17 protein-coding genes are annotated in these 19100 nt (G+C 65.0%); 6 read left to right on the forward strand and 11 right to left on the reverse strand.

Annotation, left to right across the window (positions count from 1 at the left end):
• Window positions 1-36: 36 nt before the first annotated feature.
• The 3 genes from G3446_RS15155 (at window position 37) to soxZ (ending at window position 2723) form a co-directional block, all read left to right on the forward strand.
• On the forward strand, window positions 37-1572 hold the full coding sequence (locus G3446_RS15155) for a beta-barrel assembly-enhancing protease (RefSeq protein WP_245232525.1): 1536 nt from the start codon (window positions 37-39) through the stop codon (window positions 1570-1572).
• A gap of 272 nt (window positions 1573-1844) precedes the next feature.
• The gene (soxY, locus tag G3446_RS15160; protein ID WP_164453673.1) at window positions 1845-2318 is read left to right on the forward strand and encodes a thiosulfate oxidation carrier protein SoxY; all 474 of its coding nucleotides are present in this window, start codon (window positions 1845-1847) and stop codon (window positions 2316-2318) included.
• Between the two features lie 93 nt (window positions 2319-2411).
• Window positions 2412-2723 (forward strand): thiosulfate oxidation carrier complex protein SoxZ, encoded by a 312-nt coding sequence (soxZ, locus tag G3446_RS15165; protein ID WP_164453674.1) that lies wholly within the window; start codon window positions 2412-2414, stop codon window positions 2721-2723.
• Window positions 2724-2828: 105 nt separating this feature from the next.
• Here soxZ and G3446_RS15170 read toward each other — a convergent pair whose 3' ends face one another.
• A complete protein-coding gene (locus G3446_RS15170; RefSeq protein WP_342450125.1) occupies window positions 2829-3788 on the reverse strand; it encodes a lysophospholipid acyltransferase family protein in 960 nt (319 codons plus the stop codon).
• Between the two features lie 185 nt (window positions 3789-3973).
• Between G3446_RS15170 and G3446_RS15175 the strand changes: the two genes are divergently transcribed.
• Complete coding sequence (locus G3446_RS15175) at window positions 3974-4405, forward strand: rhodanese-like domain-containing protein (RefSeq protein ID WP_164453675.1); 432 nt, start codon at window positions 3974-3976, stop codon at window positions 4403-4405.
• A gap of 31 nt (window positions 4406-4436) precedes the next feature.
• On the opposite strand, the gene G3446_RS15180 is transcribed toward G3446_RS15175, so the two are convergent.
• The 4 genes from G3446_RS15180 to G3446_RS15195 form a co-directional block, all read right to left on the reverse strand.
• Window positions 4437-4994 (reverse strand): iron-sulfur cluster co-chaperone HscB C-terminal domain-containing protein, encoded by a 558-nt coding sequence (locus tag G3446_RS15180; RefSeq protein WP_342450126.1) that lies wholly within the window; start codon window positions 4992-4994, stop codon window positions 4437-4439.
• A 169-nt stretch (window positions 4995-5163) separates the two neighbouring features.
• Window positions 5164-5646: a Fe-S cluster assembly transcriptional regulator IscR gene (iscR, locus tag G3446_RS15185; RefSeq protein ID WP_164453676.1), complete on the reverse strand. Its 483-nt coding sequence runs from the start codon at window positions 5644-5646 to the stop codon at window positions 5164-5166.
• Window positions 5647-5708: 62 nt separating this feature from the next.
• Window positions 5709-6506 (reverse strand): serine O-acetyltransferase, encoded by a 798-nt coding sequence (cysE, locus tag G3446_RS15190; protein WP_164453677.1) that lies wholly within the window; start codon window positions 6504-6506, stop codon window positions 5709-5711.
• Window positions 6491-7318 carry an RNA methyltransferase gene (locus G3446_RS15195; RefSeq protein ID WP_164453678.1) on the reverse strand — a complete coding sequence of 276 codons (828 nt, stop codon included), beginning with the start codon at window positions 7316-7318 and terminating at the stop codon, window positions 6491-6493. The genes cysE and G3446_RS15195 overlap by 16 nt, the downstream gene beginning before the upstream one ends.
• 75 nt (window positions 7319-7393) lie before the next feature.
• On the opposite strand from G3446_RS15195, the gene G3446_RS15200 reads away from it, so the two are divergent.
• On the forward strand, window positions 7394-8191 hold the full coding sequence (locus tag G3446_RS15200; RefSeq protein WP_164453679.1) for an inositol monophosphatase family protein: 798 nt from the start codon (window positions 7394-7396) through the stop codon (window positions 8189-8191).
• A 27-nt stretch (window positions 8192-8218) separates the two neighbouring features.
• Here G3446_RS15200 and G3446_RS15205 read toward each other — a convergent pair whose 3' ends face one another.
• The 6 genes from G3446_RS15205 to G3446_RS15230 all read right to left on the reverse strand — a co-directional run bounded on the left by G3446_RS15205 (window position 8219) and on the right by G3446_RS15230 (window position 18273).
• Window positions 8219-9328, reverse strand: coding sequence for an osmoprotectant NAGGN system M42 family peptidase (locus tag G3446_RS15205; protein WP_164453680.1), 1110 nt, complete (start codon window positions 9326-9328; stop codon window positions 8219-8221).
• Complete coding sequence (ngg, locus tag G3446_RS15210) at window positions 9325-11073, reverse strand: N-acetylglutaminylglutamine synthetase (protein WP_164453681.1); 1749 nt, start codon at window positions 11071-11073, stop codon at window positions 9325-9327. Before ngg ends, G3446_RS15205 begins: the two co-directional genes overlap by 4 nt.
• Before the next feature lie 194 nt (window positions 11074-11267).
• Complete coding sequence (locus G3446_RS15215; protein WP_164453682.1) at window positions 11268-13043, reverse strand: N-acetylglutaminylglutamine amidotransferase; 1776 nt, start codon at window positions 13041-13043, stop codon at window positions 11268-11270.
• Window positions 13044-13527: 484 nt separating this feature from the next.
• Window positions 13528-14874: a TIGR03790 family protein gene (locus tag G3446_RS15220; RefSeq protein WP_164453683.1), complete on the reverse strand. Its 1347-nt coding sequence runs from the start codon at window positions 14872-14874 to the stop codon at window positions 13528-13530.
• 172 nt (window positions 14875-15046) lie between these two features.
• Window positions 15047-17485: a tetratricopeptide repeat protein gene (locus tag G3446_RS15225; RefSeq protein WP_164453684.1), complete on the reverse strand. Its 2439-nt coding sequence runs from the start codon at window positions 17483-17485 to the stop codon at window positions 15047-15049.
• A gap of 377 nt (window positions 17486-17862) precedes the next feature.
• The gene (locus tag G3446_RS15230; RefSeq protein ID WP_164453685.1) at window positions 17863-18273 is read right to left on the reverse strand and encodes a bacteriohemerythrin; all 411 of its coding nucleotides are present in this window, start codon (window positions 18271-18273) and stop codon (window positions 17863-17865) included.
• Window positions 18274-18591: 318 nt separating this feature from the next.
• On the opposite strand from G3446_RS15230, the gene G3446_RS15235 reads away from it, so the two are divergent.
• Window positions 18592-18957 (forward strand): helix-turn-helix domain-containing protein, encoded by a 366-nt coding sequence (locus tag G3446_RS15235; protein ID WP_164453686.1) that lies wholly within the window; start codon window positions 18592-18594, stop codon window positions 18955-18957.
• Window positions 18958-19100: the final 143 nt, after the last annotated feature.

Here is a 19100-nt window from a genome sequence, read left to right on the forward strand (position 1 = left end):
CCTGAGGCCTGCGGCAGACCGAACGCCGAGCAGATGATGAGACGCCAGACGCAGCTTCCGAGATCCAAGCAGATACTGATTGGCGCAAGCGCCCTGCTTGCGGTGCTCGTCACGGAAGCACCGGCCGAGCCCTATGCACTGCCGGATATGGGAAGCCCGGCGGATGCCGTGATGAGCACCGGGGCCGAGCAGCGTCTCGGCAAGGCCTTCATGCGCAACGTCCGCGAATCCCTCCCCATCCTGGACGATCCCGTGCTGACCGACTACGTCGAGTCGCTCGGGCGTGAGCTGCTGGCGGCCGACAACAATGCCGGCGGCGACTTCACCTTCTTCGTGATCGACCAGCCCGTGGTCAACGCCTTCGCCGGTCCGGGCGGCTACATCGGTGTCTACGCGGGCCTGATCCTGGCCGCCGAGACGGAGAGCGAGCTCGCCGCGGTGATGGCACACGAGATCGCGCACGTCACCCAGCGCCACCTGATGCGCAGCATCGACGACCAGAGCAAGCTCAGCATCCCGGCAACGGCCCTGCTGGTCGCGGCCGCCATTCTCGGCGCCCAAGTCTCGGCGGACGCCGGCGTGGCCGCCATCGCCGGCATCCAGGCGGCAACCCTGCAGCGCAAGATCAACTTCACCCGCGAGAATGAGAAGGAAGCGGATCGTCTCGGCATCGTGACCCTGGCCAAGGCCGGCTATGACCCCTACGCCATGGCGGGCTTCTTCGAGCGCCTGGCCAAAAACAGCCGCGTCTACGAGAACAACGCCCCGGAGTTTCTGCGCACCCATCCGGTCAACACCAACCGCGTCGCCGATGCGCTCGGCCGGGCGGACGACTTTGGCGCCCGCCAGCGCCCGGATCACCTGAGGTTCCAATTGGCGCGGGCCAAACTGCGCGAGCGCTCCTACAAGCGCCCCGAGCAGGCCGTGGATCACTTTCGGGACACACTGCGGGAGGGTCGCTATCGCAATGCCATGGCCGAGCGTTATGGCTACGCACTCGCCCTGGAGCGTGCCGGCAAGCCGGACGCCTCCCAAGAGATCGCGACCGAGCTGCTCGCCGCCAAGCCGATGCTGCTGGAATTCGTCGCCCTGGATGGGCGACTCGACGTCAAGCAAGGGCGCGCGAGCCGAGCCGTCACCAACCTCAAGCAGGCCATCAGCCTGGCGCCAGGAAGCTGGCCGCTGCGAATCGCCTATTCCGAGGCCCTCATGGCCACAGGTAAGCCGACGCAAGCCCTCGACGAGCTGAGGACCGTCGCCAGGCTAAGACCGGGAAACGCAGTGCTCTACGAAAAGCTGGAAGAGGCCGCCCACAGGGCCGGCGATCGCCCGGCGACCCATCTGTTCCGCGCGGAGAAGCTCTATGCGGAAGGGGATCTGGAGCCCGCCATCAGACAACTTGAGATCGCACTTCGGCAACGCGATATTCCCTACCACGACGCAGCCCTGATCCAGGCGCGCCTAGATGCCTGGAAGGAAGAGGCGCGCGACAGCAAGCGCAAGAAGAAAGACAGGAATGGCGATCAGCGGGGTATTCGGGCGCAAGCCAATCACTTGCAGCCTAATCACTAGCTCGCAGCCGAATCACTGGCTCGGAAACCAATAACGAAAGAGGAGGCACCACGATGACTCTCGAGAGGACACAGCCCGGCTTCGCCAAGAGCCGCGTCTGATCCATGGCCCCAGATGCCGAGTCACGCGCCCTGCGGCCTACGCATGATGCGACGTGACCGCATTTCTGCAAGACCCCTTCATCCAACCGCGGCCCAACGGCGGTCAGCGTCGGCTAGACGCGCCCCGTTGTCGCGATCCGCAACCTTGCATTGCTCCACAGGAGATCACTCATGATCGACGCGAAGCGTAGAACCCTTTTGAAAGGCTCACTGGCCGCCGGCTCGGTGGGCGCAGCCATCGGCGCCGGTCTGCTGACCCCGCAGCTTGCGCTGGCCGAGTGGAACGAGGCTGCCTTCACGGCCAAGGACATCCCGACGGCCATGAACGACCTGCTCGGCGGAGAGAGCGCCGAGACCTCCGACAAGATCAAGATCAAGGCGCCCGACATCGCCGAGAACGGCGCCGTCGTCCCGGTGACGGTCGAGACCGACATGGAAGGCGTGACCTCCATCGCCATCATCGCCTCGAAGAATCAGACGCCGCTGATCGCTGCGTTCGAGCTGAGCGAAAGCGCCCTGCCCTTCGTCTCCACTCGCATCAAGATGGCCGAGACCGCAGACGTCGTGGCAGTGGTCAAGTCCGGCGACCAGCTGTATCAGAACGCCAAGAGCGTCAAGGTCACCATCGGCGGCTGCGGCGGCTAAGCGTCGAATCCGCAAGACCCACACCATCAGCGTCCCACGGCATCGACGTCGGGACACTAGGCGACCAAGCATTCAGAGAACGAGGACAATACGATGTCAGACATTAAGATCCGCGCAAAGGCCAGCGGAGACGCGACCACTGTCAAATGCCTGATGAGTCATGCGATGGAGACCGGACTGCGCAAGGACAGCAAGACGGGAGAGAAGATCCCCGCGCACTTCATCCAGGAAGTCGTGTGCAAGCACAAGGATCAAGTTGTGATGACAGCTTCCTGGAGCGGCGGCGTTTCCAAGAACCCCTATCTCTCCTTCAAGTTCAAGGGCGGCGCGGCCGGGGATCCCATCGAGATCTCCTGGACCGACAATAAGGGCGAGAGCGCCAGCGCGAGCGCGGAGATCTCCTAGCAGGCCGGGTCGGTCCGTGAAGCCACGGATCGACCCGCGTCAGATTCGCCAGCCAGCACGGCGCCTCACCGCCAATTTTCCCTTCGAAGCAAGCGGCGCTCCGTCTCAGCCGTGCAGCCTGGCGACGTGACGGAAGACCGCGGTGTCGTCGATCGGCCCCGTATAGACCTTGAGCGCACCCTCCGGCCTTCGCCGCAGCCGTTTGTAAGGCCAGACGTATTGATCCGGACAAGTCATGACGCACTGCTCGATCCCGCGATTGAGCGCGGTGGCCGCCTCGATGTCGTCCTCGCTGTCGATACCCTCTGGCGCCGGAATGCAGTGCAGGCGAAACCCCGGATCACCCTTCAGCCGCTCGGCGAACATGAAGACCACTGGCGCGCCGGTCCGCCGCGCGAGCCGATTGACCAGAAGCATGGTGAAGGCAGGCTGGCCGAAGAAAGGCGCGAAGACGGCACCCTTGTCGGCCTTGGGCTCCTGATCGGGCAGAATGCCCACGTAGTCACCGCGCTCGAGTGCCTGCACGAGCACGCGGATCCCCTTGCCGGTGATGGGCGCCAGCGCGGCACCGCTGCGGGCGCGTGCCGCGCGGATCAGATCGTCGAGATACTTCTGCGGCTTGTAGAAGATCGCCGTCGGGCCCTGGGCCGCGAGGTGCAGCCCGGCCAGCTCCCAGGCACCGATATGCGGCGAGAGCACGATCAGCCCTTTCCCGTCTCTGCGCTCGAGCAGCTCCGCGCCCCGCACCTCGCGGACCAGCGACAGGACCTCCACGGCCGGCCTCAGCCAGAGATAGGCGATCTCGAAATAGGTCTTCCCCAGCTCCTGCAGACTGCGCTTGCGCAGCGCGAGCTGCTCCTCGCGACTGAGCTGCGGCAGACACAGCGCGATGTTCATGAGCGCATTGCGGCGCTGCCGATTGGGCCAATACGCGACCAAGAGCCCGAGACCCGCACCCAGCCGATGGATGGCCGGCATCGGCAGACGCGCGACGAGGCGCATCAGCGCCCGCGCGGCAGCGTCCTTGAGCGCCACCCCCAGTGGCCGACTGGCTTCGCTGTTCACTCGCCCCAAACCGTCCTCCCAGAAGATGTCGATGGCCGGCCACGGCCGGCGGCTAGGCTGCGCGCCCCTTGGATCGATAGACTGTCCACGAAATGCCCCAATCCTATCTCTCGATACGCGCAGCATGCGAGCTGCGGACGTATCCATCCAACAAGAACAGGCACCGCCAAGAGAGGAAACGCCACATGACCGAAGAAGCAGAGCCCTTGAGTCTGACCCCTCAGAAGGCCATGGACATGCTCGACTCCCACCCGCAAGCCGTGCTGGTGGACATTCGCTCGTCGATGGAGTTCTTGTTCGTCGGCCACCCCAAGGGCGCCGTGCACATCCCTTGGATCGACGAGCCGGACTGGGTGGTCAACCCGCACTTCGTCACCGAGATCCGCAAGCTGCTGCTCGGCGGCGCCGTCTGCGACAAAGAGGCGGGGTGCGCGCCCGTCATCCTCATCTGCCGCAGCGGCAAGCGCTCGCTCGAGGCCGGCAGGGCACTGCTCCGCGAAGGATTCAGGTCCGTCTACCATGTCGACGAAGGCTTCGAGGGCGAGCTCGACGAGCACCACCAGCGCAGCACCCGAGGCGGATGGCGCTTCCACGGTCTTCCTTGGGAGCAGTGCTGAGGACGCCGCCTGCCCGCGCGCCCCGGATCGGCTAATCGCGGCTGCGAAGCACGGCCTGCCGATCCTCGGCATCGCGGCGACAGCGCGACAAGAGCTCGAGCTGCCGCAGGATCTCTCGGGCGGCGCTGAGATTCTCCGGCGACGGGTCATCGAACAGGGCGTGCAGCTCCTTATCCAGCGCCGCGCTCCGCTCGGCCAATTCCGTCAGCACCTTGGCGACGGCGCCCGCGGGATCCGAGCGATTGGTGGCCGCCACCAGAGTCTCCTCCAGCTCGATCTGCTCCATCAGCGACGAGCCGCGTCCACCCGCGCCGGAACCGGCCGACTCCGCAGGCTGGCGATCCCTGTCATAGAGATCGCAAAGATAGCGAGCCCGGGCGAGAGGGTCGGCGAGCGTCCGATAGGCCTCATCAACGAGCCCCAGCGATTGCGGGCGCTCACCCGCGTCCTGCGTCTCGCGGCCGAGCAAGGCCTCGGTACGCAGCCAGCGGACGATCGACCTGTACCGCTCGGCCAGCAAGCTGACGTCGACCGCGAAGCTCATCGGCAGATCGAACAGCTCGAAATAGTTCTTTGCAGGACTCAGCACGGCGGGACTCAGCGCGGCAAATGCACGGGGTGGTCAGGGCGGGGGCTCACCCGTCGGCATAGTATAGGACGCGAAGCCGGCGATGCGTGCGCTAGGTCAAATCGACGACGCGCAAACCGATCAGGCCGCGCGCGGGAATGGTCGCGCCCAAGGATGGCTCAAGGCGGAGTCACGAGTGGACGACGACCGGCAGCACGTCCAGCTTGACGTCAACGGCGGCACAGATCGTCGGGGGCCGGTTTCCAGCCACATCACGCTTGTCGACCAGCTGCTGAAGATCGATCTGGTTGAGATGCTCGTAGATGCGATCGCTGAGGTCGTTCCAAAGATCGTGCGTCAGGCAGGGACCATTGTCCTGGCAATTGTGCGCACCCCCGCAGCGCGTCGTGTCGACGCTCTCATCGACGGCGGCGATCACCTCCGCGACATGGATGTCGGCGGCCGCCCTGGCGAGGTTGTAGCCGCCACCCGGGCCGCGCACGCTGGTCACCAGGGCGCGCTTGCGCAGCTTGGCGAAGAGCTGCTCGAGGTACGACAGCGAGATGCCCTGCCGCTGCGCGATATCCGCCAAGGCAATAGGGCCTTTCCCCTGATGGATGGCCAGATCCAGCATGGCTGTCACCGCATAACGGCCTTTCGTAGTCAGTCTCACCTACTACCCCCTCCCAGCATGATTCCCGCCGAAATGATACGTTACCCGAGCATTACGATCAATTAAGCCCTACTCTTTTTCGGACTATCGGAGTCCTGGAGGTCCGGCCGGGAGGCTACTTCGATCTCCATGGCGTCCAGATCCGCATCATGCTCGAAGTGATGCATGATGCCGCGCTTCTCCAGCGCCTGGGACATGGCCTCCATGCGCAGATCCATGTGATGGATGTGATCCAGCATCCGGTTGATGGCATTGGCGACCGGGTCTGGCGCGTCGCGCGTCGCACCATAGGCGTCGAAGCCGATGCGCTTTGCGGTATCCGCGCGCCGTTTTGACGCCGCGTCCTTGTCCGGCTCGATGATGCGCCCTGGCACGCCGACGGCAGTCGCGCCTGGGGGCACGGACTTGACGACGACGGCGTTCGAGCCGATCCGAGCCCCATCGCCGATCTCGATCGGGCCCAGCACCTTGGCCCCCGCCCCCACGACGACGTCTCGCCCGAGCGTCGGGTGGCGCTTGCCCTTCTGCCAGGTGGTGCCGCCGAGGGTGACGCCATGATAGAGCGTGCAGTCATCGCCGATGACGGCCGTCTCGCCGATCACCACCCCCATACCGTGATCGATGAAGAAGCGCCGCCCGATCAGGGCGCCTGGATGGATCTCGATCCCGGTGAAGAGCCGCGCGACATTCGACAGCAGGCGCGCCAGCCACTTGAGCCCACGCCGCCAGAGGGCATGCGCCACACGGTGAGCCATCACCGCATGCAATCCAGGGTAGGTGGTGAGGACCTCGAAGGCGTTGCGCGCGGCGGGATCGCGCTCGAAGACGCAACCGACGTCTTCCCTCAATCGCTCGAGCATTTCGCCCCATCTCCTTCGTCGCAGCTCGACCCGGCGCCAGCTGCGGGTCGGTCCGAGCGCACGAAACGTCCAGGGGATTTCCGCCCCTGCGCAGCGCTGAGGATCCCACGCAGGATATTCATCTCGACGCGATCGGGGCGCGCCCGATTGAAGAGCCGCCGCAGGCGCTTCATCAGGGTGCGTGATTGCTCGGGATCGCTGAAGCCGATCTGGATCAAGGTCTGGGCCAGGTGACCGTAAAAGCCTTCCATCTCGTCGACCGTCGCCACCTCACGCGACGGCTCCTGCAGAGGCGCGCCGTTCGCCTCGCGCAGGCTGCGTCGAATCTCGTAGGCGAGCACCTGGACCGCGGCCGCAATGTTCAGCGAGCCGAACTCGGGGTTGGTGGGGATGTGCACCAGGTAGTGACAGCGCGCCAGCTCCTCGTTGGTGAGCCCAGAGCTCTCGCGCCCAAGCACCACGGCCACGTCGCCTTCGGCACTCTCAGCAATGAGTCGGCGGGCGCACTCACCCGGGTCGAGCAGCGGCCATTCGATGGTTCTCAGACGCGCGCTCGCACCGATGACCAGGCGACAGCCTGCCAGCGCCTCGGTCAGCGTCGGATGGATGCCGGCGCCAGCCAGCAGATCGTCCGCGCCAGAGGCGCGCGCGAAGGATTCGGCGTCCGGCGGCTGTCTCGGCGCCACCAGCTCCATGCGGGAGAGACCCATGGTCTTCAAGGCACGCGCCGCGGCGCCGATGTTTCCCGGATGGGTCGTCTCCACCAGGACGAAACGGATTCGCGCCAGCGGGTCCTTAAATTGGTCTATCATGGCGGGCTACTTCTTCACGAATATCGCTGTACCAGCACGATAGGATACAGCGACAGCCGCAGAATCCTTCAACAGATGCATCCAAGTCTCAATATCGCCATCCGCGCGGCACGCAGTGCCGGCCGGCTCCTAATGCGCTACTCGGACCGAGTCGACGACATCAAGTTCGAGTCGAAAGGCCGCAATGATTTCGTCAGCGACGTCGACCGCGCCGCGGAGGCAGCCATCATTCAGGAGCTCCAGCGCCGCTTCCCCAGTCACGCCATCCTCGCCGAGGAGAGCGGCGCGCATGGCAACAGCGAATTCGTGTGGATCATCGACCCGCTCGACGGCACCACCAACTATCTGCATGGGCTGCCGCAGTTCGCGGTCTCCATCGCGCTCAAGCACAAGGACCAGCTGGAGTGCGCCGTCGTCTACGATCCGATGCGCGAGGAGATGTACACCGCGGCACGCGGCCAGGGCGCTCAGCTCAATGACCGCAAGATCCGCGTCGCCAATCGTCAATCCCTCGAAGGCGCCCTCATCGGCACCGGCTTCCCCTTCCGCGACCAGCGCCACATCGATGCCTATGTCGGCATGTTCAAGGCGATGACGCTCGCGACCGCAGGTGTGCGGCGGCCCGGATGCGCCTCGCTGGACCTGGCCTATGTCGCCTCGGGACGCACGGACGGCTTCTGGGAGCTTGGCCTATCGCCATGGGATTGCGCCGCGGGCGCCCTGCTGATCAAGGAGGCCGGCGGCACCATCACGGACCTAAGCGGAGGCGATCGGTTCCTCGAGACCGGCAACATGGCGGCCGGCAATCTCAAGGTGCATCGCCATATGCTGGACCTCCTGACGCCCTTCCTGAATGACAAGCTGAAGGCTTGAGCGGCCGGCCGCGGCGCGCGGACGCCCTCAGCCTGGCTGAGTCGGGAATCCTGCGCGCGGCCCGATCCCGTAGCGGTCGCGACTATAAAGCGGCGGCCCCTGCATGTAGACGCTGACCAGCTTGGCGAGTGATTCCAAGGCATCCAAGTGAATCCGCTCATACCCGTGCGAGGCGTCGATGCCGAAGGTGATGAGCGCCGTGCGAACGTCATTGCCGGCCTCCAGGGCCGCGGCGCTATCGGACCTGTAATACTTGAAGACGTCACGCTGATGCGCGATGGCGAACTCCTGGCAGAGCTGGATCATGCGATGCGTCAGGTGATAGTCGAAGGGACCGCTCTGATCCGCCATGGCGATGGTCACGCCGAACTCGCTGGAGTTCTGCCCTGGGGCCGAGGTCCCGTTATCGATGGTCAGCATCTCCGCGACGTCCTGATGGAGTGCCGCGGAGGCCCCTGAGCCGATCTCTTCCGAGATGGTGAACAGCGGATGGCAATCGACCGGCAGCCTTAAGTTCTCGCGCTTGTGGGCCTCGATCGCCGCCAGCAGCACGGCGGCACCTGCCTTGTCGTCCAGGTGGCGGCTGTTGATGAAGCCGGTCTCCGTGACCTCCGGCGAGGTATCGATCGCGAGAAAATCGCCGACGTGCATCCCGAGCCTCAAGAGGTCCTTGAGGCCCCGCACCTTCGCATCGATGCGAAACTCGACATAGTCCCACCCGCCCGGCTGGTTATCGATCTCCGGCGCGAAAGTATGACCCGAGGCCTTCAGCGGCAGGATGGTCCCGCGCCATTGTCCAGTGTCCGTGAAGAGCGTCGCGCGGGCGCCCTCGGCGAAACGGGCATTCCAATGCCCGACGGGGACAAGATGAAGTCGTCCGTTGTCCTTGAGCGACTTCACCATGGCGCCGAGGGTGTCGATGTGGGCCACGATTGCGCGATCTGGCTGCGACACCTTGCCGGAGAGGGTCGCCCGGATAGCGCCGCGCCGCGTCAGCTCGAAGGGCACCGAGAGCCGCTCGAGCTCTTCGGCGACCAGATGGACGACGCGATCCGTATAGCCTGAGGGACTGGGAGTAAAGAGCAGCCTCAGCAGCGTATCGACAAGGTAATCCATGTCGATCTTGGGTAGCTTCAAGAAAAATCCTCCCGAAACACGGTCTGCGGAAACAGCAGATCCACAAAACGCTCGGCTGTCGGCTGAGGCTCATGATTGGCCAGCCCCGGGCGCTCATTCGCCTCGATGATCACATATTCGGGAGCGCTAACGGAAGGCACGATGAAGTCCAGACCTGTGACCGGGATGTCGAGCGCACGCGCCGCCGCGCAGGCGGCATCCGCTAGCCTGGGATGGAGCTCCGCGGTGACGTCATGGATGGTGCCGCCGGTATGCAGATTGGCCGTCTTACGGACCTGCAGGTACTCGCCCTCGGGAAGGATATCCGTCATCGCATAACCAGCCTCCTGCACGCAGCGCTCGGTCTCGGCGTCCATCGGAATGGAGCTCTCACCTCCGGTGGCCGCGCGCCGTCGGCGACTCTGCGCCTGTATCAAGTCGTGGACGCTGTGCTGCCCCGTCCCGACCACGTGCGCCGGGCGGCGAATCGCCGCTGCAACGACCTGGAGATCGATGACGACGATGCGCAGATCCTCGCCCTTCACGAATTCTTCGAGGATGACCACGTCACAAATCCGACGCGCGGCGGCAACCGCCGTCTCGAGCGTCTCTGGATCGCGGACATCGACGCTGATGCCGGCGCCCTGCTCGCCGCGCGCCGGTTTCACCACGACGCTGCCGAGCTTCGAGAGGAAGGCCTCGGCCTGGTCGAGCGCCTCGTAGCGCGCCTGCTCCGGCACCCGCAAGCCCGCCCGTTTCAGCAGGCGATGGGTAATCGCCTTGTCGTCGCACCGACTCATGGCAACGGCGCTGGTCAGCTCGCTCAGGCTCTCGCGACAGACGATGCGGCGGCCGCCGAGCACCAGCGCGAAGTAGCCGGCCTCGGCGTCGATGACCTCGATACCGATGCCGCGCCGCCGGGCCTCGTTGACGATGATACTGGCATAGGGGTTGAGATTGGCCTCGGGCTGTCGTCCGATGAAGAGCGGCTCGTTGAAGGCGTTCTTGTTCTTGATAGCAAATGCCGGGATCCGCTCGAATCCGAGCTTGTCATAGAGACGGATCGCATTGGCATTGTCGTGCATCACGGAGAGGTCAAGAAAGGCGCGGCCACGCGCCACGTAGTACTCGATGACCTGCCGCACCAAGGTCTCGCCGATGCCCGGATAAGGCGCCTGAGGATCGACCGCGAGCGCCCAGAGGCTGGCGCCGTTCTCGGGATCGTCGAACGCGGCCACATGGTCGACACCATTGACGACGCCGAGGATGACGCCATCCTGCTCGTCCTCCGCGACCCAGTAGCTGAGCTCCTTGGAGGTGCGATTGCCCCAGATAAAGTCGGCGCCCGGCGGCACCATGCGCCGGCTGATGTAGAGACGCTGGATGGCCTCGGCGTCGTCACGACTGTTCAGGAGCCGAATGTGGAACCCCTTGGGGCGCCGGTGGCAAGACTGGTAGCGCTCCAGCCACAGCCGAAAGGTATGCGAGGGATCGAGGAACAAGTCCTGAGGCGCATATGACAAGACGACGTGCGGATCTCTCAAGTAGAGGGCCACGTCGCGCTTGCCGGGGCGCTCGTCCTGCAGCGCAACCGCCACTGACTTGGGGTCGGTGAACGACTGGCCGAACAAGAGGCGCCCCCAGCCGCAATCGACCGAGGCGGACTGCCCCAGGTGCTGATCCGCGCGCTGCTCGCGCTCCCAATTCTTGACCGAGGGCGCCCGGCTGCGCTCGAGACGGTGATGGAAACGTTCTTTCATGCTCATCGTCACCTGCCCTTAAACCTGCATCGGTCGGGATGTCTGCGCAGCCGGGAGGTCATACCGCCAGCCATACCCTGGCGCTGTCCCAGCGACGTCTTCTCCTTGGCCACCCGCGGTCTCGTCTGGCACCGAGCGCAGCGAATGCCCGATCGAGGCCCCTCTCACAAGGTGGAGAGATGGCTTCGCCCTGCGTCTTATCAAACGCCGTGCTCCTGCAGCCACATCTCCAGCAAGGCGACTTGCCAGAGCTTGGAGCCTCGCAGCGGCGTGATGTGGTCGTCCGGCGCGGCCAGCAGCTCTTCGACATAGGCGGGCTGGAACAGCTCACGCTCCCGCGCAGCCTGGGAATGGACCAGGTCGCGAACCGTGTCCAGCACCTTACCACGGAGGTATTTCAATGCCGGGACCGGGAAGTATCCTTTGGGGCGATCGATCACCTCGCTGGGAATGACCTTGCGGCCGACCGCCTTGAGCACGCACTTGCCCTCGTCGCAGAGCTTGTACTCGTCGGGCATCCGCGCGGCCAGCTCGACGAGCTCGTGATCGAGGAAGGGGACACGCGCCTCCAGCCCCCAGGCCATCGTCATGTTGTCGACGCGCTTGACGGGATCGTCCACCAGCATGATCTGCTGGTCGAGTCGCAGCGCCTTGTCGACCGGCGCAGCCGCCCCGGGGCGGGCGAAATGCGCCGCGATGAAGGCCCGGCTATGGTCGTCGCCATGGAAACGGCCATGCACCGCGCGCCTGTATTCCTCATGACTGCGGTCGCAAAAGGCCCGCGCATAGTCGGCTACCGGATCCGTGCTGCCGACCATGGGTGGATACCAGTGATAGCCGGCGAAGACCTCGTCGGCGCCCTGCCCGCTCTGGACCACCTTGACGTGCTTGGACACCTCCTGCGAGAGCAAGAAGAAGCCGATGACATCGTGGCTCACCATGGGCTCCGCCATGGCGCGCACGCAGTTCGGCAGCTCGGGAAGCAGACGCGAGGCCGAGTCGACACGGATCTTGTGATGGATGGTCCCGTAGTGCTTGGCGATGACGTCGGAGTACTGGAACTCATCGCCCACCTCTTCCCCGACGGTCTCGAAGCCGACGGAGAAGGTATTCAGTCCCTGCTGGCCGTGCTCCGCGAGCAGGCCGACGATGAGGCTCGAATCCAGCCCTCCGGACAGGAGCACACCGACGTCGACGTCCGCCACCAGTCGGCGCTCGACCGCGGTGCGCAGGCTCGCTAGGACGCGCTCTTGCCAGTCCTCGAAGCCGAGCCCCTGCTCGTCCGGACGCGGCTCGAAGAGCGGCGCCCAGTAGGTCCGGTCGCTGGAGCGGCCGTTGGGCTCGATGGTCCGAATGGTCGCGGGCGGGAGCTTGCGAACACCCGACAGAATGGTGCGCGGAGCGGGCACGACGGCATGGAAATGCATGTAGTGGTGCAGGGCCACCGGGTCGATGTCGGTTGCGACGCCGCCGCCGGCCAGGATCGCTGGCAGGCTGGAGGCGAAGCGCAGCCCGCCCTTCACCTCGGCGTAGTAGAGCGGCTTGATCCCGAGGCGATCACGGACCAGGGTCAGGCGGCCCGAGTCGCGCTCGGCCACGGCGAAGGCGAACATGCCGTGGAAGTGATCGACGCAATCAGCGCCCCAGGCGTGAAAGGCCTTGAGCACGACCTCGGTGTCGCCGTGCGAGAAGAACCGATAGCCCTTCTGCTGCAGCTCGGCACGCAGCTCCTTGTAGTTGTAGATGCAGCCATTGAAGGCGACCGACAGCCCCAGCTCGCTATCCACCATGGGCTGCGCCGCGTGGGTGCTCAGGTCGATGATGGACAAGCGGCGGTGCGCCAGCGCGACACGCCCTTGCTGCCAGAGACCATGTCCGTCCGGACCGCGCGGGATCATGGCCGCGCTCATGGCACTCAAGGCACCCAGATCGATCGGCGCGTCGTCAAAGCGGACTTCACCGCAGAATCCACACATGAAAGCTTCTCCTGAGACTGGAGCAAAGACATTGACGGCAGCGAGACGCCGTCAGGCTCAAACCGAGCGAATCGCCGAGGATTGACGAGACGCGCCGCTCCGAACGGGAGCGGCGACGAGAAGACCCGGAACGGCTCAAGCCGGCCCCAAGGCCGACTCCGGCGGACACCGGAGCCACGCCAAGAGAGCCACTGTCGAGATCTCTGGGGCGACTGGCTGATCGCTCATGGCCTTTCGTCCGCAGTTACAAGACCGTGCGAGGCAGAGCTGGGGAAGCCGCCTCTCGCCGCACGGCCGCGCAGATTCAAGCCCGCCCTAGGCTCGCACTGGGGACCTCGGGTCCGAGCACGCTAGCGACGCAGACCCGGTCGAGGCCGAATCCGCATGAGCCGAGCGCTAAATCTGCTTGTTATCCGCCATGTTAGCGAACCAAGCCATGAGTTTCCAGCCGCGGAGCCTCAGCGCGCAGGGCGGTCAGCCGCGATCAAGGGGTGGAATCCAACCCCTCGCCCCCCGCAACATCGGCCAGGATTCGATAGGAGTGGAGCACGGGCAGGGGCAGCGGAAGCTCCAGCCTCTGCGCCGAGGGTTTCACGAATGTCATGAGGGGCTTGTAGGGCCCTAGCGGTGATCCGGCGCCTTCCAGCAGGTAGGCCCCCGGCTTGAGCGCATAGGTCGACAAGGTCCAATTGCTGCCGCGTTTCGAAACGTCATAGCCGCCGAAGGGCCGTGCCAGGGGCTCGCCGACGAAGACACCCTGCCCTGGCATCAGCACGCTTTGCCAATAGGCCTCGAGCAGCGTCGAGCCCGTCACATAGGCCCGTATCAATGTTCGCACGTCAGGAAACTTCGCCGGGAAGTTGCACGGCTCCGTCACGGCTCCATAGCTGCCCGTCGCGCCCGCCGCGAGCCACCGCAGGATGCTCATCTGACGGCTATCGGTGAGCTGTCCGCCCGTCGATGTCAGATGATCCGCGATCGCGCCCGGCCGGAAGGCGTTGGTCGCCAGCCGCGGCACCTCACGGAGACCCGTGAAGTAGAAGAGGACGTCCGACCGGTCTTGAATGAAGTCGGCAGACGGACTCTCGATCCGCAGAGCCCCACCGAGCTCACGCATCGTCTCGGCATAGCCCTGGGCACGCACGTTCCGGGCCTCATCCGAGGTACTGACCAAGTAAGCCGTCCCGGTCGGGCGCGTGTCATCGGCCGACCGGCCGCGCTCGATGAGCGCCCGCGCCGCGTCGAGCGTCGGGCCGGGAATCATCATCGTCGGCCGAATGCCATAGTCCGCGAAAGGCCGGTGGCTGTTGGACGCAAAGTAGGGACTGGGCTTGGCGGGACGACAGCCGGAGGCGCAGTAGTCCCGGTCGAAGCCGACGGCGAAGGCGGTCGTGATCGACATGCAGTCGACCCGGTAGGGCTGTGTCCAGGTCAAGACATAGGCCTGGACAGCGTCAGGCGTCTCGGCGCGCACACGGGCGTAGATCGGGGCGAATTCGGAGGCTGGCATCTTGGACGCGCCCGGGCGAAACGACACCTCGATGAGATGGTCGGCAGGCAAGGCGCGGACGCGACTGTAATAACGCCCCACCGCAACGCTGACCGGGTCCTCGCGATTGACGATGATCGCCACGTCCTCCGGCCCCAGGGCTTGCTTGGGAAGCACCACCACGGGGGCTGCCCGAGACGAGACCGCAACGCTGAGCAGGAGCCCGCAGAGGGCGCCCCACCAAAGGCGGGCACAGGCACCCGCCGTGAGTCCGGTGAGCGAGCCAAGAGCAGTGTCTCTGCGGGGGAGCGGAGCACGCGGCAACGCCCCTCGTGACGCCATCCGGATCTCAGCTGGACGGCCGGCGCGACCAGCCCCCAGACCGCAGGCGACGCGCGAGAACCGCCGCAAATGGGATCCCCGCTCAACGAGCCGGAGCGAGCAAGGGACGAATACCCGCCCGCGAGACATAGGCTCGAGAGACTATCGGGCGAACCGTCAGGCCAACCCGGACTCAGCCGCCGCCGAGTGAGGCCGAGGACAGCCCCTCCAGGGTCTCCCGCGCCTCCTCCAATCCGGGGAACGATGCCCCCGAGTCGACCGCCGCCGTCAGCATCTCCCTTGCCTGGTCGTCGCGCCCTAGGCTCGCGTAGACCATACCGAGGTGGAACTGCATCTCCGCCGGCACTGGATCGACCTGGCCCGCAGCCTCTTCCAAGGTCGACAGGGCGCCCTCGATATCGCCACTCCTGAACTGTACCCAGCCCAAGGTATCCAGCAGGACCCACTGCCCGGATGTCGCGAGCCCCCGCGCCAGCTCCATCGCGCGACTCAAGCTCGCGGGATCGTCCTTCCGGGCATTGGCCAGCAGCATGGCAAGATTGTTCGCCACGGCATCGGCCTCGGGGTTGCTATCGAGCACCTCTTCGTAGGCTGAGATCGCCTCGTCGCCACGCCCCGCGTCCTGGAGGGCGATCCCCAGCCTGAAGATCAAGAAGGCATTACGCCCGGTCTCCTCGATCCCGGCGCGCAGCGTCGAGATCGCCTTGTCCGACTCGCCCGCGCGCACATAGAGGTCGGCCATGCGCGTATAGGCGCTCGGCGACTTGGGGTAGAGACTGATGACCTGCTCGAACTGGGCCGCCGCCTCCTTGAAGCGGCCGGCAGAGGCATAGATCTCGCCCAACAGATTGAGCGCCGCGGCGTTGGCGGGCTGCTGATCCAGATACGCCTTGACACTGGCCTCCGCATCCTCGACCTGCTTTAGACCCAGATAGCTGCGCGCCAGCGCGAGCCTTGGCTCGACCGCATCGGCCCGCTTCTCGATGGCGACCTTGAGCACCTCGACGCTCTCTTGAAGCCTGCCGTCTCGCTGGAGCAGAAGCCCCTTGAGGTAGTAGCCCAGGGGATGGTCGGGGCGCGTCTCCAGGATCCGGTCGGCGGTCCGCTCCATCGCATCCCAATCCTGCTGGGACAGCTGCAGCTTGGCCAAGGCACTCTGTACGCGGGTATCGTCAGGGACCTTCTCCAGGAATCCTTCCAGGATGCGCGAGGCGCCCTTCATGTCACCACTCCGCACGAGAAGCTGCGCCATGTCCAGATAGGCCGCTGGCTCGGCGGGCGCGGCATCGATCGCCTTCTGTAGCGCATCCTGGGCCAAGGGAACCTCTTCACGCATCTCGTGCGCCTTGGCGAGAAGTCGCAGCGCACGCGTGGACTCAGGATCGTTCTGCAGGGCGTCGCGCAGATCGGGGATGGCTGCGTCAGGCTCATCACGCGTCAAGGCGATTGCGGCGCGCAGCGTCAAGGCATCCACATTGCGCGGATCCTCCTCCAGCACTTCAGCAAGGAGCGCCAGGGCCTGGTCCATCTCCTGATTGGCAAAATCGAGCGTCGCCAGTCGATGACGCGCCTTCAGACCCGCCGTTCCAAGGTCGTCCCGCTCGATGATGGCGCGATAGATGTCTTTGGACTTGTCGCGTTGCCCGAGGCTCGCGGCAAGCTCGGCTTGCGCGAAGCGCAGGTCATACTGATCCGGCGCCTGCGCGACCAGCTCCTCCAGGAGCGCAACACCGGCCTCCGGCCCATGCTCCTTGACCGCCCATTCGACGAGCAGCAGCTTTGGCTGTGCATCCTCGGGGTTGGCCGCAATGGCGCGTCTCAGGGCCTGCTCCGCCGCCTGCCGTTCACCTTGCTGCGTCAGGAAGGCCGCCAGGCGGGCGGTATGGATGAGCTGGGACGGCTCGATCTCCGTCAACTTCTCGAGCTGCTCGCGCGCCTTAGCGGCATCACCCAACGACTGATAGCCGGCGGCTAGCGACAAGCGAAGCTGGACATCATCCGGATGCGCCTCCGCGGCCCGCTCCAGAAGCGCGACCGCCTCCGCGCCGGCACCCTGAGCCCGACGCACCTCCGCGAGCAGCAGCAGGCCATTGCGATGGCTGGGATCGACAGCCAAGGCGGCCTGGGCATCGGCCGTCGCCACATCCAGGTCCCCCTGCTTGGCCCGCACCGCCCCGCGCAGGGCCAAGGCATCAGGATTCTCGGGGGCCAGCGCCAGCACGGCCGCGGCGTCGGCCAGCGCGTCCTCCTGCTGGCCGGCATCGAATAACAGCTGCCCGCGCTTGAGACGTGCATCGATGAAGTCGGGCTTCAGCTCGACGGCCTTGTTGTACCCGCCGAAGGCGGCGCTCCAATTCTGGCGGTCGGCCTCGATCTGGGCGAGCTGAAACCAAGCCTCCGCATGCTTGGGATCGATCTGCAAGACGTTCTTGAGCTCGAGCCGGGCCTTGACCGGATCACCCTCCGCGAGCAGCTCCATGCCCCGATCGAAATAGGCCTGCTTGCGGTCTTCGGCGCCACACCCGGCGAGCAGCGCGAGAAGCATCGACAAGGCAAGCCCAGCATACCCGGCCCGCGCTCGCGGACGTGACAGCAATGTTGACGACGACATCGACTTCAGCTCCTAAGTCAGCTCGATAACCATGGTCAAAGACCGTATTATATCGATGCATCACAAGCAATCCGGCGCTCCTCACTCGCGGCCGAGAGACAAGGCCGAAGCCGCCAGCCACGCGCAGTGGCGCCCTCGCGGGAAGGGCGATCGGTTCGAGCATCATTGACTGTTGCGTCAGTGTGCGCGGTGTCTCGATCACATCAATGAAGCACTGGCACTGGGCTGCGAAGCCAAGAACGCATAATGGCTGCGAGCGCCATTCTGAGCTATGGAAGGAGACCACTCATGAGACGCTGCTCGCACCGGAGCGCCGCCTGCACAGCGATGCCGCGATGACCGCCATCGCCTACGTCCGCGAAGCCACGCCGACGTCCTCAACCAGCGGCTCGCCCCTTCACATGCAAGGCATAGAGCATGTCCTCGTCCGCAATATGGTCGATCAGCCAGTCCTGCGTGATGTCCAGGGCGCGCTCCGCCAAGTCTTCACTAGGCCCAAAGATCATCAAATCGTTCTCGAGCTCGTCTAGGCGCCTGAAGAAGGCCGCATGCTGATGTAAATGCTCTCGCAGACCGGGATACTCATGCCGACGCATGAAGTCCACTTCCGTGTCGAAATGCTTCTCCGCATAGCTCCGCATGAAGGCAATCGCATCGACGACCGCGTTCTTGCCCTCCCTCCCCAGAATGCCCTCGTAGAGCTGATGTGATGCAGCGAAGAATCCCTTGTGCTGCTCATCGATCTCGGGGACGCCGATAAGATAGACATCGGACCAGTCTTTTAGCATTCGACACCTGCAGCAAAAGCGTTATTCAAGAAACAGCACATCCCCCGGCCGACCCGGCCGCAAGCGCGAGGCGTTGCGGCGAGCGGACGCGCCAGGGAGCCCCGGCTCGGCCAAGACGGCATCCTAAGCCACCCACAGTCACATTGGAATCTCGGCGACGGGTCCCGGCCCGCCAGAGCCGGGCCAGGCAAGATACCCCGCACACGGACAGACGGTATCAACAATCCGTAAGAACACGCCTTTCATGATCGGATCCGTTTGCTAGAGTAAGGTGATCGGGATTGCATGGTCCCGCCATCACTCCGGAGCTAGCTGATCGTGGAACCTGAATTCGCAGAACGCTCTCAGCGGATCGGCACTCGTCTGCGCGCCGAGCGCCAGCGACGCGGCTGGTCCCTAAACGACCTCTCCGCACGGACCCATGGCGTCTTGTCCAAGTCCAGGATCAGCAACTACGAGCAAGGAATCCGCCGGATGGGACTGGAAGCGGCACAGCACCTAGCCGCCGCCCTCGAGACCGTCACGCCCGCGTGGCTTCTGCTACTGGAAGAAGAAAGCCCTCTCGATGACGAGGAGCTTTCCCTCATCAAGGATTTCCGCACCCTTGACCCCAACAGCCGGCGCCAAATCATCGATCTGACCCGAAGCAAGAAACGGCAAGGCGATCAGCAGGCGGCATCCTGAGCGCAGGTCTGCGCAACCCCAGAATTCTGTGCCAGGACGCAACCCAATGCCATGGACTTAAGCCGTCCGGCAGTACGCCGGGTGGAATCCGGGCTTGAGCTTGCCGGGATTGAGGCGTGGAAATTGTCGGTCTGGCCGTACCG

It is taken from the genome of Thiorhodococcus minor (assembly GCF_010820565.1).
Taxonomy (GTDB): Bacteria; Pseudomonadota; Gammaproteobacteria; order Chromatiales; family Chromatiaceae; genus Thiorhodococcus; species Thiorhodococcus minor.